This is a genomic window from Brucella sp. GW823-FHT04E01 (genome assembly GCF_058796175.1).
The window spans coordinates 633,918-651,983 of the sequence record NZ_JBXAIK010000002.1 but is presented as its reverse complement, the minus strand read 5'-3'; the positions used below and the strand labels follow the sequence as shown (position 1 = coordinate 651,983).

Below are 18,066 nucleotides of genomic sequence, written 5' to 3'. Positions count from 1 at the left end.
GTATCTGATTTGCTATGCCGCTCCACGGGCGAGCCGCTTTCCGATGGATTTTACCAAGGGCACAATCAGGATAGCCAGTGTAAACAGAATTAGGCAAACACTGATTGGGCTCTCCAGGAAAACCGTGGGATGTCCCTCACCGAGTATAAGACTTTGTCTCAGGTTTTCCTCCAGCAAGGAGCCTAACAGAAAAGCGAGTAGAAGCGGCGCCATATCGAAGCCAGCCTTGCGCAATCCATAGGCGAACAAACCGCACCCGATCACCACACCGACATCAAACATGCTGTTACTGAGGCTGAATGCACCGATGACACAAAACAGGACGATCAGCGGTGCCAGGATGGATTGCGGAACCTTCAGTAGAAGGACAAAAATTCGTATGAGGGGCACATTGAGTACAACGAGCATTGCATTGCCGATTAGCATGCTTGCGACAATCCCCCAAAAGAGCTGCGGATGTTCCGAGATGATCTGCGGCCCAGGAACGACGTTTTGCATCAGGAGCGCCCCCATAATGATACCGATCACGGCATTGGCGGGGATACCAAGGCATAACATCGGAATGAAACTCGCCTGAGCGGCCGCATTATTGGCACTCTCCGGACCTGCAACTCCTTCAATTGCCCCTTTGCCGAAGCGTTCAGGCGAATGAGAAAGCTTCTTTTCCATGAGATAGCTTGCGAAGCCGGCTACAAGTGCTCCCCCTCCTGGAAGGAGTCCGAGGAAAAAGCCTAGAACCGTTCCGCGGGCAATCGGCCCCCCTGACGCTTTCCATTCTGATCGGCTCGGGAGTAGTTCGCGCAACCGATACGACGGCATAATAGTTGCCTCGTTCGTTTCTTTCCGTTGAATAAGCATCAGTACCTCACTCATGCCGAACAGCCCCATCGCGAGAACGGCTATATCGAACCCGTCTCGCAGGAAGCTGATTTCAAACGTAAACCGTTCCTGTCCGGATATCAGGTCAACACCAACCGTTGAAAGAAGCAAGCCCAGTGCGACCATTGTCCAAGCCCGGATACGCGGTCCTTCACCTACGCTGGCGGCAAGTGCGAGCCCCAACAAGACGATTGCCGATTTCTCGACTGGCCCGAATGCAAGAGCCACTTTGGTAAAAGCGGGCCCTACAACAGCAATCGCCAGCGTTGCCGAAATACCCGCGATAAAGCTTCCAAATGCGCTGATTCCGAGCGCAGCACCGGCTCTGCCCTGTTTGGCCATTGGATAGCCATCGAAACAAGTCATCACGCTGGATGCCTCGCCTGGAACCCGCATGAGTACAGAAGTTATGGACCCGCCATATTGGGATCCATAGTAGATGCCTGCAAGCAGAATGATGGCACTTGTCTGATCGAGAACCATTGTAATTGGCAACAAGAGGCTGACCGTCGCCGATGGTCCCAGACCAGGAAGAACTCCGACAGCAGTGCCGAGTATCGCCCCGAGAAGAGCAACTGCAATATTGGTCGGTTCGAGGGCAATGCCGAGCCCCATAATAAGTTGGGAAAGAGAATCCAGCACTAGAGCCTCCAAACGCCATGTGGCAGCGGAACGGAGAGAAGGACTTCAAACAAAATCCACGTCGATACTGCAACGCCAGTCGCCAACAATCCTGCGGCAAGCCATCTCAATTTCTCGACAAACCTGAGAACACCAACAAGAAACAGGAACGTTGCGACGGCAAACCCCAGCATTTCCAGCATTGCGCAGAAAAACGCGAGTGCAGCGCAATAAGCGAGGATACGAGGGAGTTCAACCGGCTCGTCGATAGGAACAGACCGCACCGTACAAAGCAAGCTTGTGAAAATCAGCAACAAGGCGGCAATAAAAGGAAACAGACCAGCTGCAGGCTCACCATGCTCCCAGAGGCGCATTTGAAGGCCGCTTGCCGAAGCTCCAAGTCCAATTGCGGACAATGCGTAAGGGACAAATTGAGCAGGGTTCACAGATGCACCCCCATCGTTTGAATCTGACGTCCGATACTCGCGTACCCTTGTTTGACTATATGCGTGAATTCTTCACTTTTATGGAACAGCGGATAACCGTTAATGAGTTTCAGGAAGTCTGTATACATGGGACTCGCCGCCATTTCGGTTATGGCACTTTCCCACCAGGAAATGATTTCGGATGGCATTCCCGCCGGGCCGAAAAGGCCATATGAAGCGGGAATTGCTATCGGGTATCCGCGTTCCGCAAAACTCACGACACCCGATCGACTGGCTCGCGGGTTCGGGCTGGTCTCGGCCAGAAGACGCACGGATCCGGCGGCGAGATGGGGGCCGAAATCTGATGAGACGACCATATCGATATGCTCGCCAAGAAGTGCAGTCACAGCATCGGCGCCGCCGCGAAAAGGTATGAATGTAGCCTTGGCTTTCTCTTTACGAAACGCAGCTTCAGTAGCTATATGAGCAAGTCCCCGTGGCGCCGCAGTCGCCCATTTCAGCTTCGAGGGGTTCTTGCGGCAATGGTCCAGAAGTTGATCCCAGGTCTCAAAGGGGCTGTTTTTACGGACGAAACACGGAACGGAAATTCCAGCATAACTTGCAATATACGTGAAGTCTCTGGAGACATCATATGGTACATTCTGTAAATGAGGTGCAACCAGTATTGGACTGACCGAATATAAAGACAGGATCGAGCCATCCGATGGCGCTCTACGTACCTGATCAGCTGCAATAGTGCCGCCTGCGCCGGGCCGGAAATCCGGCATCGCAACCAGACCACGTTCCTGCCTGACATAGTTCGTGACCACGCGCGAGGCAATGTCGCCCGCTCCGCCAGCGGCGAAGCCGACAAGCAGCGTAGGGTTGCCTGCTGGATATGGTTGGGGGGCCGACCATGCCAAACGATGACCAGACCCAATCAAAAAGGCCGTGGCAGCCAGAAATTCCCGTCGTTTCATTTTGCTTCCCCTTCTATTGACTATGGAAATGGCATTCGTATCGATACTTCCTGGCTAGCTGGCGCAATGTTCAAGAGCCTCCTCGATATTGTCGAAGCACGGGAGCCTGTGGCCCGAAATGGATTTGTCGACATCCTTCAGTCCTGACGCCGTGACCACCGCAACGACGCTTTCATCTCGCTGGATTATGTTTTGACACCTTGCTTTCGCTATTCCAGCAAGCGCCATCACGGAAGAAAGCTCCAAGAACGTGCCTTCTTTCGCCGCAATCTGGTCCTGAAGGGAAATTAGACCATCATTCGCGACCGTAACGGCGGCTCCGCTGGAAGCACGAAGCGCTTTTAGCGCTTGATAAGTACTCCTTGTCGCACCAACTGAAACTGCCAATGCGCTAAATGAAGCTGTCATGTCTGATATTTGATCGCTTCCGGTTTCAAGAGCCAGCGCCAGCGAACCATGCGCTTCAGCGGCAAGGAGACGGGGCATACGGCTAATCGAACCGTCTGCCATCAACTCGCAAAAGCCGAGCCATGTGCCCACCAGGGCATCTCCATAACAAACAGGAAAAGCACACCAGTCCGGCACGGTCCCGTTGGACTGTTCAATGATCTCAAAGGCAAGGGTTTTATACCCCTCGATACCGATTGGATGGCTTCCAACCACCGGCTGCCTATATGGCGACGTCGCAAACCAGCCGTAACGTTCGACGCCATTGGCGAGAAACGGCCAACGATCATGCTTGTTTTCAAAGGCAACCACTCTCGCGCCATATTTTTGGATTTGTGAGAGCATCGGTCCTGCTGAACCGGCTATGGTTGCCACCACACATTGCAGACCTGCGCGCGCTGCATATGCTGCAAGCGATGCCCCAGCGTTTCCACTTGAACTTGTTGCAACCACCTGCGCGTCGGCATCGACCGCGGCAGTTACCGCGACGGTCGAGAAACGGTCCTTGTGTGACCAGGTTGGATTATAACTCTCATTCTTGATGAAAAGATCTGGAACTCCTATTTCATTGCCGACCCGTTCTGAACGAAGGAGCGGGGTCAATCCCTCTCCCATCGAGATCGCATTACGCGCCTCGAAAGGAAGCCTTCTGGCGTAACGCCAGAGCGAGGGCAGTTCGGGTGCATTTTCTGCGCTGGCTCCTGGTAACCCGTTCGTGCAATAAACAAGTCGCAGATTCGATGGGGCGGTTTCCTGACAGGAAGGACATCCGCGTGAGTCAATCGTCAGGCTCGTCGGAAACTCACGTCCACATCGATAACAGGAATATGCTGCGATCCGGCGCATCATTGCAGCACCACGAGGCTGTCGCCGTTATTAGTCAGCATTTCCGCGCCGCTTGAGCGCACAACCAACATGTCTTCGACCTGTAAACCAATACGTCCCAGTTCGTAATAGGGGGTCTCGATACAGACTACCATTCCCTCCTCCAGCACGTCTGAACTGCTCGCAGCAAGAAGTGGGAGATCATAACCGTCCAGTCCGATACCATGGCCGACATGGCTGCGACTGTAATGAGGAATGCCTTCCTTACGGACAGTATCGACAACAACCTGGAAGATTTCTGCAGCAGGAATGCCCGGGCGTATTTTCTCGATACCGCGCTGAACGCCACGATTAAGCGCATTGTATTTTATTCGGGTTTCCCGCGGTGGCTCTCCAAAGCTCACATTCCGGGCAATGTCCGCACGATAATGCTTGAAGTGCCCACCCACATCAAACCGGATCATGTCCCCCGCTTTTAAAGCCCGGTTCGATGGTTGGACATTCATTAGTGCACTGCGTTCTCCAAATCCGATGCATCCCAAAACCGGAAAGCCATCTTCCTCAACCGTCTTGCCATGAAATGCTCGTGCAAGATCACGTTCTGATGCACCAGCTGCTGCCGCATCCAGCGCAGCTGCAATGGAATTTTCAGTGATCGTACCGACCGAAGCAAGTCTTTCGACTTCTTCGGCGGTTTTGACTGCCCTGACCCATCGAAACAGCGATGCAGCGGTAATCCATGTAACGTCAGGCAATTCACTTCGCAACTTTTCCATATCGCCGGGCAACAGACCCGCTTCGTCAATGCCAATGCGAGCTTTTGTCAACTTCTGCAATTTGACTTCTGCGATGAGGGCATCAACAGCGTTGCCATCGTCCGGGAGATTGAAGAGTTTTTCCTGCCTGGAACTTACCGCATCAAGGTCAATCAACCCCGGATTATCGACAGTGAACGAACCAAAGCGGCGAACATTAGCCTTGACGCCCTGGTCGGCAAGCAGATCAAGCGTCGACGTTCCTGTTATTACCACGGAAGTCGCAGTTGCAAGCTCTTCTGTCAACAACACAAATGCCTGCGGCCCACGCCTGATCCATTGCGGCAGACACCAGAAACCACTTGTGTAAAGAACATTTTCCGGTGACGTGGCCACTGTCGCAGCCAGGTCATGTTTTCTCATCGCAGCGCGAAGACGCTCTTCATGTAGCAACATCAACGGTTTCGTCCTCCTCAGAAATTCGTTGTCGTTCAAAGCCCAGTCCCCTGGAGATTCGACAGGCGGCGGCGAGGATGCCCTGTGCGACGTCCCCGATCTTGACTTTTGGGTAAACGGCACGCGGGAATGCGACGCTAATTGCCGCTGTGATCGAACCTGAGGCGTCGTAAATCGGTGCGCCGACCGAAATAACACCTTCCAAGTTTTCAGAAATTGCAGTCGTATAGCCGAGTGAGCGCCCCAGATGCAGCTGATCGGCCAGCCTGTCCAGCTCAATGACCGTCCTTTCTGTCAGGCGCTGGAGCGGCTTGTCTCCTAATAGCGTCCTGACACCTGTATCGCCCATATCCAATAGCAGTGCCTTGCCCAAGGCCGTGGAGTGAAGTGCCATCGTTTCACCCGGCTGAGCCCGGATGACGACCGGGCTATCTGATTGAACAGCAAGGACATATACACCGACTGATCCCCGTCGAATGCCAAGGAAACCATTAAAACACCCGCCGGCCGCCAGTTTCTTGAGCTCTTCTTCGGCAAGTGCCAGCAGTCTGCCGCGTTGAAATACATGCTGGGCGAGTCCAAGCACAGCGTAGCCAATCTGATAGCGACGATTGCTTTCCTGTTCGACGTACCCCTGAGACGCAAGGCTATTCAGCAGCCTCTGAGCAACCGAAGGTGTCAGGTCAAGCCGCCGACCAATTTCTCGCACCCCGAGCGCCTCTCGTGCTTCTTTGAGCAGATTGAGGATCAGAAGACCTTTTTCCAGTGAGAGATTGCTGCTCATTTATTGTTCCTATTATCAGAACGCTGTTCCATATAATGCACATTAAAGTCCTTTCGTAACTTCGATGTCAAGTCAAATGTTCACTAAAGTGTGTCGTCATATAATGTACGTCCCTGCAACCGTTGTTATATGGATATACGTTCGGTAATTGGTCTTAACGTACAGAAAATCCGGCGCGAACGCCGCATATCGCAGGAAGAACTGGGTTTCCGTGCATCAAAGACACGCGCCTATATAAGTGGGCTGGAAGCAGGGAAAAGAAATCCGACAATTCTAACGTTGATGGCTTTGTCAGAGGCGCTCGACGTCGAGCTCGACGAACTGCTACGCAGAAATCAAAAGATTGATAGACAAAGATAAGTTCTGCCTGAGCCGTTTATTCTTTTCGCGTTAGCGGATCGCGATCAATAAGTCGCTCAGGGGGAATTTGCAGCGCTACAGCTAGCGCTTCGACTGTCTCGAGGGTAGGCGAGTTTTCCTCCCGTTCGAGTTTGCCAATGAAATTACGATCAAGTCCGGCAAACTCGGCCAGACGTTCCTGGGTAAGGTTGGCTTCCTGGCGACAAAGCCGCAGATTTCTCGCAAAAATGGCAGTAAGTCTCATAATCTATAACAATCCTGATTACAGCGTATTTGGCCACCTACTATAGTAATCAAAAGCGCTTCATGCTCTTGAACTGGCATTGCCTGGCGCGATAGTGCTAGTAGCTGAATTAACAAACTTCCCTGCCGGAATCGAACGAGCCGGTTGCGCTCATGCGGCAATCAGAGAGAGGAAACCAACTCACTGCAGCCAGACGGTTCTGTTAAGCCCCAACCGGAGGTTCAGCAGTTGCAGATAGATGGAACATACGGACATAGCAATCGAATACTGTTAACTGCCCAAGAGAAAAATGTTCTTTACTGGACGGCGGAAGGAAAGACCCATTGGGAGGTGGGAGCTATACTGGGCATCAGCGAAACGACCGTAATCACCCACTTGAAAAATTCCCGCATCAAGCTGCGGGCAACGAACAAGACGCATGCAATTGTCGAAGCCATTCGCCAATCGCAAATTCCGCTCTTCAAGGGAAGGCGCCCGATATCCCATTTCATTCATGATGAACCGGTTGCTTTCGATATAACATGCAATTTGGCCGCGAGTGATGGTTTGCGGATGTCGCCCGATCAATCTGCTCGTCTTCCGAATATTGATGTTTTGCTCGACGCCGCAGGGGATGTGGGGGAATTTTTCACAGCACTCGATCAGACGTGTACTGTTCTTGGTTTCGACGCTCTTATCCTCTCTTGCCATAAATCGACCAGGGAGGCGCTGTTGCTAGATCCGACCTACTGTTCGATACCTTTAAACGTCATGCGTGAGTATAAGCGCATGAATCTCATCGAGAACGATGTGCTTCTCGCTCAATTGATCGGCTGCGATCGTCCATTTGTCTGGGACAGCACCTACGATCGCTACAGAGATGGACGAAGTCAGTGTCTTTTGGAGTTTCTCAGACAATTTCGTTTCACGATGGGAATAATCGTCCCTCTCGAAGATGAGGTGGGTTTCCGGAGTTTTTTAGGGCTGCTGGCCTCAGTGCAGAGAATCGTTGATGTCGGCACCTTCAACGCTGTTTGCTCGCTCGGAAAAAAGGCGCAAATCAAGGCAGTGGAGCTGGGATTATAAGCGTATTTGGGCCGCGATCCAGTTAAGGAAAAGGATTGGCAATGTACGAACTGAATGCAGAGACTTTTATCCGTTCGGCGGAACCAATTGCGGTCTCCAAGCGAATAGAAGACAAAATTAAACCTTTCTGTCACTCGGTTTCTGTTAGACGTGGGTCTACGTTTTTTCTCATTGCCGACGGAGAAATCATCTTCAAACAGGAAAAAAATGGTATTTCAATTTTCATTTCGGCTCAGACGATAGTCGATCTATACGGCATTAGAACGATCCTGTCATACTATGTATGTTTAGAGATTACCTTGGAAAATATTCACTGGCGGGAATCAAGAAAATTACTACTGAAACACCCGGACGAATTTTTATTTTCAATTAGAAATTACCCCTTATAATACTTGCGAAAGCAGCTCGTCATGTCAATCAATCGAACTTGGGCGGTATTGATTGGAACTGGAAAATTTCCTGCCACAACACATCGTAAGTCGGTTATTTTGAAGAGCCGGTCGAGATAGAGCTCAAAAGAGCTGCCATGAAATCGCAGCGCCTGCGCCGGATATCTACCGTAAACAGAAAGGGTTTGCGTCGTCGGAAGTGCCACTGTCTGGCACCCTAATGACCTCAAGTAAATGCGGGAACGGCTTCGTGTTCCATCCTACTTGAGACCGTCGATTAATGTCGGGATCAGTTCCGAAACAGTTGGATGTATGGGCACGGCCCATTTTAAGTCTCTATAGGAAACGCGTGCGTTCATGGCGTCGATGATACCATGAATAGCTTCGTCACCCTCGATACCTAGAATTGAAGCACCAAGTATCTGGCCTGTCGCGGCATCTGCAACAAGTTTCATGAAACCTTGCGTTTCAGCACGTTCGATTGCCCGACCGACCCGGCTCATTGGCCGTACGGAAACCAGAATGTCTTTGCCGGATGCGCGTGCATCTCGCTCGGTCATGCCGACCCGGCCGAGCGGTGGGTCAATATAGAGCGCATAGGCGGGAATGCGGTCGCTCACCTTTCTTTCCGCTCCATCCAACAGGTTTGCCGCCACGATTTCGAAATCATTATAGGAAGTGTGTGTGAACGCGCCCCGTCCGTTGCAGTCGCCCAGTGCCCAGATACCATCGACGTTGGTCGACAGCGTATCGTCTGTAACGATGAAGCCGCGTTTGTCCATCTCCACGCCTGTGGTGTCCAGGCCAAGATCATCGGTATTGGGCTTTCTTCCAGTCGCGATCAGGACGTCACTGCTAAGAACCACGTCATGATCCGTGGTCACTTCAATTTCCGACCCTTTGTTGGCAAATGAAACGATGTTGGTATTCGTGTACACAGTGATGCCCTCGTTTTGGAGAACATTTGCGATAGCTTCTGACACGTCATCATCCTCGCGCGGGGCAAGGCGGGGACCGCGCTCGATAATGGTGACTTGGGCGCCAAATCGGCGATACATCTGCGCAAATTCAAGCCCTATATAACTACCGCCAATGACCACGAGATGATATGGTAGCCTATCAAGCTCGATGATCGACGTGCTAGTCAGATAGGGCACTTTATCAATGCCCGGATAATCGGGGATGACGGGGCGCGCTCCGACATTGAGGAATATCTCGGGCGCTGTCATCCTCTCGCCATTGACGCATACCGTAGTTGCGTTTTCGAACCGTGCCTGTCCTTGTATGACAGTCAACGTATCGAGTCCGTCGAACCACGTTTTGAGATTGTTGCGCGCGTTCAATATGACTTTCTCGGCTCTTGCCTGAACGGTTTTCATATCAATGCCGACGGGTCCGACGATTGTCACACCGAATTCCGCTGCTCGGCTGGCGACATGCGCGGCTCTAGCGCTCGCGACCAGCGTCTTGGTCGGCATGCATCCGGCATTGACGCAGGTGCCACCGAGGTATTTTCGTTCGATAAGTGCGACCTTGCGACCCTGAGCTGCCATGCGAGCAGCAAGAAAAGGCCCCGCTTGGCCTGCGCCGATGAATATGGCGTCGAATGTCTTCATAACACAGCCCCACGATCAGGAACACGATGGCATCTAAGAGCGCAGCAGGTCGGTCCCGCCCGCAGGCTTTTGTAGCAAACCATGCAAATTGAGTGTGATGTTTCTATGGCTTGTGCCAAGTCTCATGAGATTCAATCCACAATTAGGCGCTTTTTGAGAGGTTCAGCCGCCACTCTTACATCCTTGCCGCATCGTAGGCAGGCAAGCAGGGCCTACCGGCTCAAAGATCTTGTAGGTCAGGATAAACTCGTGGTGGCCCAGATGCTCCGACTTGGTTGTTACACCGCGCGCCACGTTCTTTATGAGATCTAGTCTTTCGTTACCGACCTCGTCTAGGGTGGCTCGACCCTCCAGGATTCTGCCAGCGTCGACATCCATGTCTCCCGCTAGCTTGCGACAGGTTTCCGGATTGGCGCAGACCTTGATGACTGGCGAGATGGCAGAGCCCGTTGCATCTCTATCGGGATGCCGGTCTTTAAATTGAAGGCTTGGTCAGCATCAGCCATATAATGGCCAATACTGCTGCAAATGCCGGAAAACCAAAAGCAATCCACCAGCGATAGAGACGGTGATAGGCCGACGGCAGCGGTTTTCCTTCAACAACAGCCTGACGCGCTATGTTCCGTAGCCGGATCTGCATCCAGACAACTGGCAGCCAGAATGCACCAACAAAGATGTAGAGCGCCAACGAAAGCCCAACCCAACCGGACAGGACAGGCCATCCTGCTTCACGTGCAAGCAAATAGCCGGTGACTGGCTGGAAAATGGCAGCAGTTGCAGTGAAAACCGTATCAGCCAACACGACGATGCCACCGACATGGGCAATCGACCGCGGGTCTCCTGAGCGATTGGAGATGACCATGAAAAACGCGATACCCGCGCCGGTGCCAAGCAGGACCGTTGCACCGATCACATGCAGAAAACGGAGAATATCATAGGTCATCGCGCCTCCAGCATCATCGCAACGATAGCTGCCAAAACAATAGCTGGAACCACTTTGACCATCGGTCCAAGTGGATCAAGCCACAGATCTGGCGCAACCACCAGACCACCGAAGAGATAGCAGGCCGAAAGCACTATCATTCCGACTGCCGCAATGCGCGTTGCCGAACGCCAAAGGATTCCCAGGCCCAATCCGATATCTGCAAATGCGCCGCCATACACTGTGATGCTTGCCACCCATGCCGGGACGTCATGTCCTTCGAGAACTGCCACAGCACGCATCGGAGATAATAAAGCGAATAGGCCCGACACGCACCAAAACAGCGCAAGCGTGGCGATGGCCAGTGGCAGCATGAAATACATCCGGGCGAAAAGCCGTTCCTGTCGCGTGGACGGCAGACTTCTCAGTGTCGAAACTAGCGAACGACAGGGGTAACCGCCCGCCTCAAGCCACGCGCTCGGATCGCCTCGTATCCCATCGGCAAGCGCCTGTAACGCAGTGCTGCGCATCGGTGATCGCCACCCCAGCCAGCCGAGCAGATCAGCGCACTTCCCCACTGATTTCAGCACCGGTGCGGGCACTTTCGGGCGCAACCACGGAGACGAAAATCCCTGCCATTGCCTGAAGCGGTCAACGAGTTCGGAAAAACTTTGAACTTCGGGTTCGGTGAGATCGGCAATAAGCCCGGATGGCAGTTTTCTCCTCGCCGCTGCCACTACTGCCTCTGTTACATCATCGATATGAACAGTTTGCACCTGAGCATGAGGCAAAACACGCGGCAAAACTAACGGTAAACCAGCAACGCCACGTAAAAGCGCTGTGCCACCGTAGGCATCTGGCGACAAAACAAGCGTTGGACGCAGGATCACGCAATCTCGTCCGCTCCTCACCAGTATTTCGTCGCCGCGCGCTTTTGACCGAAAGAACTCCGTTGATGCTTCAGCTCCAACGCCAGCCGCCGAAATCTGGACAATCCGTAAGGGAATGTCCTTCGTTGCCTCAACCAGACGAGCTACCGTCGCGACGTGGATGGTTTCAAGACCGTCACGCGCGCCGTCTTGCAGTGCTCCGGCAGCGTTTACTACGACATCGACATTGCCCAGCAGCAATCGCCATTCGTGGACCGAGATGGTTGGTATGTCACGGATCAACCATGTCGCGTTTGCATCAGCGGCAAGCGCCGCATGACGCGACCGTCCTACGCCGACAACTTCAAATCCTGCATTCTCCAAAGCTCCCATGCACGCTCTGCCGATGAGCCCGTATCCGCCCAATACGATGGCCTTACGCATCGAAGCCCCCATAGATACACGATGTTCAAGTATTAGCCTCTCAGTATTGTCATGGGCAGTGCGACTGAAACGCGCGTGCCCAGCGGCACCCTCGAACCTAGCTGGACGCCCCGTCCATCCTCACCTAACTTTTGAATGACCTGAACGAGGTCGGAACGAACCCGCTTCGCGGGAAGGCGCGTGCGACTAAGGTAGAAGGCACAGAGCGACCATCGCGCTCTGCATTGAGTGCCGCTCGGAGCGAGCAGAGAATGACGGGTTTTTTCAACAAGGAGCCTGACCATGCACAACCAACCGAATTCGCCCGCGATCAGCCCGCTTCGTCAACGCCTGATCGACGACATGAACCTGCGCCACTTCGGGCACGAGACTCAACGCAACTATCTGCGCGACATCGGACGACTTGCCAGCTTTCTCGCGAGGCCTCCCGATACCGCGTCCGTGGATGATTTGCGCCGGTTCCAGATATGGCAGCAAAGCGAGGACGTCCCGGTGCCGACGATGAACAGTGTAGTATCGGCGCTGAGATTCTTCTTCAATACCACGATTGATCGCCCTGATCTTGCCCGCCGCCTCGTGCGGCTGGTGCACCCGCGCAATCTCAGTTTGTTCTGCCAAATTCAACGCATGCACGCTGTTGCAAGGATACAAGCCTCCCCTGCGCTGATACAGCGGCCACGCGTGCCCCTCATTCATCGGCCAGCAACGTCTCATGATAGGCCCAGAACTCATCTATAAAACGTTCAGCCAGGCTGTTGTCAGGGCCGTTGCTCCGGCGGATGACCAGAAAGCCAGCATCGACAAAGGTCGTAAAAGGTCGGATCGCCACTCCACGTCCGCGAAAATCCGTTGCTGAGGACGGATCAATGATTGTTATGCCGACACCTTCAGCGACGAGTGTCAGCGCTGTGTGCGAAAGGCGGGTCTCAATGGTGGCCGACCGCGGAATGCGTGCAAGCGCAACCTCTACACGCATGGCAAACAGCGAACCCGGCTCCAGCGTGATCATGCGTTCATTGGCGAGATCCTCCGGGGAAACTTCCGAATAATCTGCAAGACGGTGTCCCAATGGAACCGCAACGACGGCCGGTATCGCTCTCGTTTCGATATCGAAACCGGGTCTGTCGAGCGGACCATCAGCAAAACCGAGATCGACCTGACCAGATGCGACGGCTTCCACCACCAATGCAGAGGGAATGCCATTGAGAGAGGCATGGATATTGGGCCGTTCCTTGAGAAAACGAGCGAGAAAGCGCGGCATGATCCCGTTTGCAAGCGCAGGCATGGCAGCGATCCGCAACATGCCCGCATTCTGACGGCTGATCTCGTCGGCGAAACTCCGGATGCGATTGAGCCCGACATAGGCCCGCTCGACTTCCTGCAACAGTGTCATCGCCGCCTGTGTAGGGATCAGCTGGTTTCCCCGCCGGTTGAAGAGCTTGAGTTTCGTGTCGATCTCAAAATCGCGGATCAGGCGGCTCACCGCTGGCTGAGTGATCGACATTAGTTCCGCTGCAGCCGTCATTTTTCCGGTCAGCATGACAGTTCGGAACGCTTCGACCTGACGCAGGTTCATGCTTCACCATAATATTTGGTTATGCTCTAGGCTTCATTTCTAATTTGACTGTATTGAGCCCCGCTGTCAAACCACACCCATAAACGTATCGGCGCGACGAAAGCACCGGATATAAAAAAGGGAACTAGGCAGTTGGGTGGGGTCAGCGCATATCTGGACTTAATGGGTTTTGCCGAAGACGGCTGGGGCTATGATATGCTCCGGGCCACCGGCATAACACTCGCGGTAGCCTTTTGCGGTTTTGCGGCGGGCGCAGTGTTCGGCATGATTGCCGCTGCCGCGTCATTTTCGTCACAGCGCATTCTCAGAATTGCGGCTGACGGCTATTCGACAGTGCTTCGCGGCATCCCCGATCTTCTGGTCATCTACCTGTTCTATTTCGGCAGCAGTGCGGTGTTGGGCCAGATTGGCGCCTTGTTCGGCGCGCAAGGTTTCGTCAGCGCGCCAATCTTCATCACCGGTGCACTGGCCATCGGTGTGGTTTCGGGCGCTTATCAGGCCGAAGTCTATCGCGGTGCAGTGCTTGCGCTCCCCAAAGGCGAAATCGAAGCTGCCAAAGCCTATGGCATGCCACCACGTCTGCTGTTTCGCCGCATCATGGTTCCGCAGGCGGCACGCTTCGCCATTCCGGGCATCGGTAATGTCTGGCAGCTCGTTTTGAAAGAATCCGCACTGATTTCAGTCGTTGGACTGGTTGAACTGATGCGTCAGGCGCAAATCGGCGCTGGATCGACCCGCAAGCCGTTCACCTTCTTTCTGACCGCGGGGCTACTTTATCTCCTCATCACATTCATATCGGGCTTGCTGTTCAAGAACGCCGAAAAGCGCGCCATGCGCGGCATCCGGAGGGCGGTATGAACTTTCTCGACCTGCCGTTCATGTTCGACAGTTTCTTTCAGCTTTGTCGCGGTATTCCTCTGACGCTGCAACTGATGGCGCTATCAGTTATCAGCGGAGCCGTGCTGGCCACCATACTGGCTACGATGCGTCTGTCGGGCAATCTGATACTGGGCCTCATTGCACGAGGTTATATCTTCGTGCTGCGCGGCACCCCGCTGCTCGTGCAACTCTACATTATCTATTACGGCCTCAGCCAGTTTCCAGAACTGCGCAGGAGCTTTCTCTGGCCGTTTCTGCGAGAGCCCTATTGGTGCGCGGTGCTGGCTCTTGCACTCAATACGGCTGCCTATAGCGCCGAAATCATTCGTGGCGGCGTTCTGTCGGTTGCGACCGGGCAGATCGAAGCGGCGCGCGCTTATGGCATGAGCGGCTTCACCCTCGTCCGTCGCATTCTGGCCCCGCAAGCGTTGCGACAGATGCTGCCCGCCTATTCGAACGAAGTCATCTTGATGGTGAAGTCCACGGCGCTGGCATCAACCATCACCATGATGGAGGTAACGGGGCTGGCGGCCAAGCTGATTTCCGCCACCTATCGCCCTGTCGAAATCTTCATCTGTGCAGGCGCGATTTATCTCATCTTGAACTTCGTGGTCACCAGAATCTTCAAACTGCTGGAATACCGCCTGTCGGCGGCCCAGCGTCAGCCTGTCATCGTGCATGCCGCCGGAGGAAACTCATAATGCAACGTTTCGAAACGCCTGCGGTCGAGATCAAGAACCTCGAGAAATGTTACGGCGCGCACAAGGTTCTGCATTCAGTTTCCTTGCAGGCCCACCACGGTGAAGTCATCTCCATTCTGGGCGCGTCAGGTTCAGGCAAATCCACTCTGCTGCGCTGCATCAATATGCTGGAAGTGCCGGATGCAGGCAGCGTGGCTATTCACGGCGAGGCATACAAGCTCGACCAACAGTCCGGACGCGCGCCTCGTCCAGCCGATGCGAAACAGGTTCAGCGGCTGCGCGGCCAGGCGACGATGGTGTTTCAGTCGTTCAACCTTTGGTCCCATCTGACTATCCTGGAAAATCTGATCGAAGCGCCTGTGTATGTACAGAAGCGAAACCGGTCAGAGTGCATTGCCGAAGCCGAAGCACTGCTGGAGCGGGTTGGCATAGCCGATAAGCGCAATTTCTATCCAGCGCATCTTTCCGGCGGCCAGCAGCAACGCGCGGCGATTGCCCGCGCGCTAGCGATGCGTCCGAAGATCATGCTGTTCGACGAACCGACCTCCGCGCTCGACCCCGAACTGGTAGCCGAGGTGCTGAAGGTCATGCGCGATCTGGCGGCAGAGGGGCGTACCATGCTGGTCGTGACCCATGAGATGGGCTTCGCCCGCGATGTTTCCAGCCGCGTCGTGTTTCTGCGTCAGGGCGTGATTGAAGAAGAAGGCACGCCCGACGAGGTTTTTGGCAACCCCAAAAGCGAACGGTTCCGGCAATTCATTTCCAAACAAAACGCATGAACCGATCAATCGGTTTTCTAATAGAGGTGAACATATGAAACTGAAAATCGTCCTTTCCGTCCTCGGCGTTCTCGCCGTCGCACCGACCGCGCAGGCCGAAGATGTTGTGCGCATCGCGACCGAAGGTGCTTATGCGCCGTGGAATTTCTCCGGCCCGAACGGTGTGCTGGAAGGCTTCGAGATCGATCTCGCCAAAGACCTTTGCGAGCGCCTGAAAGCGAAATGCGAAATCACCGCTCAGAACTGGGACGGCATCATTCCATCGCTGACCGCTGGCAAGTATGATGCCATCATGGCGGGCATGAGCATCACGCCGAAGCGTGAGGAAGTGATCGCGTTTTCGTCGCCTTATGCGGCAGCCATCAACTCCTTCGCAGTCATGGATGACAGCGACCTCGCCGATTTGCCGGAAAGCGGCAAGCCGCTGAATGTCGATTCCGATGCGGCCAAGCCGGTGCTCGAGGAAATCGCCGCGAAAATCAACGGCAAGACCGTCGGCGTTCAGGGTTCCACAACCGCTTCCGCCTTCATGGAACAGTACTTCAAGGATGGCGCGGACGTACGCGAGTATAAAACCGCGGAGGAACACAATTTCGACCTGACCAGCGGTCGTGTGGATGCGGTCGTCGCCAATGCCACGGTTCTCGCTGCTGCGCTGGAAAAGGACGACATGAAGGGCGCGAAGCTGGCTGGCCCACTGTTTTCGGGCAAGGTCTTCGGCATGATCGGCGTCGGTCTGCGCAAGGAAGATACCACCCTGAAGGGTCGCTTCGATACAGCCATTCAGGCCGCGATTGCCGACGGCACGGTGAAGAAGCTTTCCCAGAAGTGGTTCAAGGTGGACGTTAGCCCGCAAAACTGAGCCAACACAATCGGGCCAGACCCTCATCTGGCCCACCCCTGACAACGCTGTGACAACAGATTGAACTTACGAATGCGCAGATTGCCGGATCAGAACATAGTCATTATCGGAGCGGGACTGGTTGGCTCTGCCATCGCCTGGGGTCTCGCCCGATCCGGTCTGCGTCCAATGCTTCTCGATGGAGAAGACCTATCCCTGCGCGCATCCCGTGCCAACTTCGCGCTCATCTGGGTACAGGGCAAAGGCGTAGGCGCACCGCACTATGCCCGTTGGACAATGCAATCTGCACGCCTGTGGCCCGCTTTTGCAGATGAATTGCGGGATATCACCGGACTTGATGTGGCGTTGAAGCAGACGGGTGCCTTTACCTTCTGCCTCGACGAGCGCGAGCTTCAAATGTTTGCCGAAGACGTCGCGACAGTGGCGCGGGAACTTGGCGATGACGCCCCCGAACATGTCGTGCTCGACCATCAGGAAACGGCCAAAATGGTTCCCTCCATCGGTCGGGATGTGATCGGCTCGATCTATTCGCCGATGGACGGCGACGTGAATTCGCTACGCCTGTTTCGCGCATTGCATACGGGCATGATCAAACTCGGCGCTGCCTACGAACCGCATTGCGAAGTCTCGTCCATCACCCCGCAAAACGGCGGCTTTCTCCTAAGTGGCGCATGGGGTGAGGTCTTCACCGAGCGCGTCATTCTTGCTGCGGGCAACGGCAATGCAGAGCTTGCCAAGAGTGTCGGTCTTGATACGCCGGTTGTGCGCAGCAAAGGCCAAATTCTTGTAACGGAGAAATGCGCGCCCTTCTTCCCCTATACAGCGGCCACGCTGCGGCAAGCGGATGAAGGCGGCGTCATGATCGGCGACAGTCAGGAAACCCACACGGACCGGATCGCCACCAATCAGGACATCAGCGCGGTTCTGGCCAACAGAGCAGTGCGGACATTCCCACATCTGGCCGAGGTCAATGTCATTCGCAGTTGGGCCGGGTTTCGGGTCAAGACACCGGACGGCCTGCCGATCTACGAACAATCCGAAAGCCACCCGGGCGCTTACGCCGTCATGTGCCATTCCGGCGTCACGCTTGCAGCCAACCATGCCCTGATCGTGGCGCAGGAAATAGCAGCCGATGCCAAACAACTTGCTGGTGAGGCGTTCTCAGGCCGGAGGTTTCATGTCTCCTAA

Annotated in this window: 19 protein-coding genes and 1 pseudogene; 8 read left to right on the top strand and 12 right to left on the bottom strand. The window is 54.4% G+C overall.

Translation table 11 applies throughout. The features are described from left to right. Positions 1–12 precede the first annotated feature (12 nt). Genes AC1RHM_RS08480 through AC1RHM_RS08455 form a run of 6 tightly spaced genes read right to left on the bottom strand, consistent with a single transcriptional unit; the run spans position 13 to position 6,172 of the window. Entirely contained in the window at positions 13–1,521 is a 1,509-nt protein-coding gene (locus tag AC1RHM_RS08480; protein WP_063620547.1) for a tripartite tricarboxylate transporter permease, read from the bottom strand. Further along, positions 1,521–1,946, bottom strand: coding sequence for a tripartite tricarboxylate transporter TctB family protein (locus tag AC1RHM_RS08475; protein WP_192931040.1), 426 nt, complete (start codon positions 1,944–1,946; stop codon positions 1,521–1,523). Before AC1RHM_RS08475 ends, AC1RHM_RS08480 begins: the two co-directional genes overlap by 1 nt. After that, positions 1,943–2,905, bottom strand: a complete 963-nt coding sequence (locus AC1RHM_RS08470; protein ID WP_010660287.1) for a tripartite tricarboxylate transporter substrate binding protein — start codon at positions 2,903–2,905, stop codon at positions 1,943–1,945. The genes AC1RHM_RS08475 and AC1RHM_RS08470 overlap by 4 nt, the downstream gene beginning before the upstream one ends. A gap of 54 nt (positions 2,906–2,959) precedes the next feature. Then, positions 2,960–4,201, bottom strand: coding sequence for a pyridoxal-phosphate dependent enzyme (locus AC1RHM_RS08465; RefSeq protein WP_151895774.1), 1,242 nt, complete (start codon positions 4,199–4,201; stop codon positions 2,960–2,962). Next, positions 4,198–5,388 carry a M24 family metallopeptidase gene (locus tag AC1RHM_RS08460; protein ID WP_151895876.1) on the bottom strand — a complete coding sequence of 397 codons (1,191 nt, stop codon included), beginning with the start codon at positions 5,386–5,388 and terminating at the stop codon, positions 4,198–4,200. The genes AC1RHM_RS08465 and AC1RHM_RS08460 overlap by 4 nt, the downstream gene beginning before the upstream one ends. Next, positions 5,375–6,172: an IclR family transcriptional regulator gene (locus AC1RHM_RS08455; protein ID WP_063620550.1), complete on the bottom strand. Its 798-nt coding sequence runs from the start codon at positions 6,170–6,172 to the stop codon at positions 5,375–5,377. Before AC1RHM_RS08455 ends, AC1RHM_RS08460 begins: the two co-directional genes overlap by 14 nt. Before the next feature lie 129 nt (positions 6,173–6,301). Between AC1RHM_RS08455 and AC1RHM_RS08450 the strand changes: the two genes are divergently transcribed. Further along, a complete protein-coding gene (locus AC1RHM_RS08450; protein WP_010660291.1) occupies positions 6,302–6,532 on the top strand; it encodes a helix-turn-helix domain-containing protein in 231 nt (76 codons plus the stop codon). Positions 6,533–6,548: 16 nt separating this feature from the next. Here AC1RHM_RS08450 and AC1RHM_RS08445 read toward each other — a convergent pair whose 3' ends face one another. Continuing rightward, positions 6,549–6,776 (bottom strand): helix-turn-helix domain-containing protein, encoded by a 228-nt coding sequence (locus AC1RHM_RS08445; RefSeq protein WP_010660292.1) that lies wholly within the window; start codon positions 6,774–6,776, stop codon positions 6,549–6,551. Between the two features lie 228 nt (positions 6,777–7,004). Here AC1RHM_RS08445 and AC1RHM_RS08440 point away from each other — a divergent pair, with 228 nt between their 5' ends. Continuing rightward, complete coding sequence (locus tag AC1RHM_RS08440) at positions 7,005–7,841, top strand: LuxR C-terminal-related transcriptional regulator (RefSeq protein WP_010660293.1); 837 nt, start codon at positions 7,005–7,007, stop codon at positions 7,839–7,841. Positions 7,842–8,490: 649 nt separating this feature from the next. On the opposite strand, the gene AC1RHM_RS08435 is transcribed toward AC1RHM_RS08440, so the two are convergent. From AC1RHM_RS08435 to AC1RHM_RS08420, 4 genes and pseudogenes are all read right to left on the bottom strand, one after another. Continuing rightward, complete coding sequence (locus tag AC1RHM_RS08435) at positions 8,491–9,846, bottom strand: FAD-containing oxidoreductase (protein ID WP_010660295.1); 1,356 nt, start codon at positions 9,844–9,846, stop codon at positions 8,491–8,493. A gap of 162 nt (positions 9,847–10,008) precedes the next feature. Next, positions 10,009–10,287: pseudogene (locus tag AC1RHM_RS08430) on the bottom strand (hypothetical protein); the annotation flags it as partial. A gap of 34 nt (positions 10,288–10,321) precedes the next feature. Next, on the bottom strand, positions 10,322–10,789 hold the full coding sequence (locus tag AC1RHM_RS08425; protein ID WP_492332508.1) for a DUF2269 family protein: 468 nt from the start codon (positions 10,787–10,789) through the stop codon (positions 10,322–10,324). Continuing rightward, positions 10,786–12,081: an SDR family oxidoreductase gene (locus tag AC1RHM_RS08420; RefSeq protein ID WP_051129051.1), complete on the bottom strand. Its 1,296-nt coding sequence runs from the start codon at positions 12,079–12,081 to the stop codon at positions 10,786–10,788. The genes AC1RHM_RS08425 and AC1RHM_RS08420 overlap by 4 nt, the downstream gene beginning before the upstream one ends. A 282-nt stretch (positions 12,082–12,363) precedes the next feature. On the opposite strand from AC1RHM_RS08420, the gene AC1RHM_RS08415 reads away from it, so the two are divergent. Further along, positions 12,364–12,819, top strand: coding sequence for a phage integrase N-terminal SAM-like domain-containing protein (locus AC1RHM_RS08415; protein WP_080574595.1), 456 nt, complete (start codon positions 12,364–12,366; stop codon positions 12,817–12,819). Here AC1RHM_RS08415 and AC1RHM_RS08410 read toward each other — a convergent pair. Further along, the gene (locus AC1RHM_RS08410) at positions 12,770–13,657 is read right to left on the bottom strand and encodes a LysR substrate-binding domain-containing protein (protein ID WP_010660300.1); all 888 of its coding nucleotides are present in this window, start codon (positions 13,655–13,657) and stop codon (positions 12,770–12,772) included. The two genes, AC1RHM_RS08415 and AC1RHM_RS08410, sit on opposite strands and share 50 nt — an antisense overlap. Positions 13,658–13,819: 162 nt before the next feature. Here AC1RHM_RS08410 and AC1RHM_RS08405 point away from each other — a divergent pair, with 162 nt between their 5' ends. The 5 genes from AC1RHM_RS08405 (at position 13,820) to AC1RHM_RS08385 (ending at position 18,066) form a co-directional block, all read left to right on the top strand. Next, positions 13,820–14,515: an ABC transporter permease gene (locus AC1RHM_RS08405; RefSeq protein ID WP_010660301.1), complete on the top strand. Its 696-nt coding sequence runs from the start codon at positions 13,820–13,822 to the stop codon at positions 14,513–14,515. Then, positions 14,512–15,237: an ABC transporter permease gene (locus AC1RHM_RS08400; RefSeq protein ID WP_151895773.1), complete on the top strand. Its 726-nt coding sequence runs from the start codon at positions 14,512–14,514 to the stop codon at positions 15,235–15,237. The genes AC1RHM_RS08405 and AC1RHM_RS08400 overlap by 4 nt, the downstream gene beginning before the upstream one ends. Then, positions 15,237–16,016, top strand: coding sequence for an ABC transporter ATP-binding protein (locus tag AC1RHM_RS08395; RefSeq protein ID WP_094514988.1), 780 nt, complete (start codon positions 15,237–15,239; stop codon positions 16,014–16,016). The genes AC1RHM_RS08400 and AC1RHM_RS08395 overlap by 1 nt, the downstream gene beginning before the upstream one ends. Before the next feature lie 34 nt (positions 16,017–16,050). Beyond that, positions 16,051–16,878 carry a lysine/arginine/ornithine ABC transporter substrate-binding protein gene (locus tag AC1RHM_RS08390; RefSeq protein ID WP_025091614.1) on the top strand — a complete coding sequence of 276 codons (828 nt, stop codon included), beginning with the start codon at positions 16,051–16,053 and terminating at the stop codon, positions 16,876–16,878. A 72-nt stretch (positions 16,879–16,950) separates the two neighbouring features. After that, complete coding sequence (locus AC1RHM_RS08385) at positions 16,951–18,066, top strand: NAD(P)/FAD-dependent oxidoreductase (protein WP_010660305.1); 1,116 nt, start codon at positions 16,951–16,953, stop codon at positions 18,064–18,066.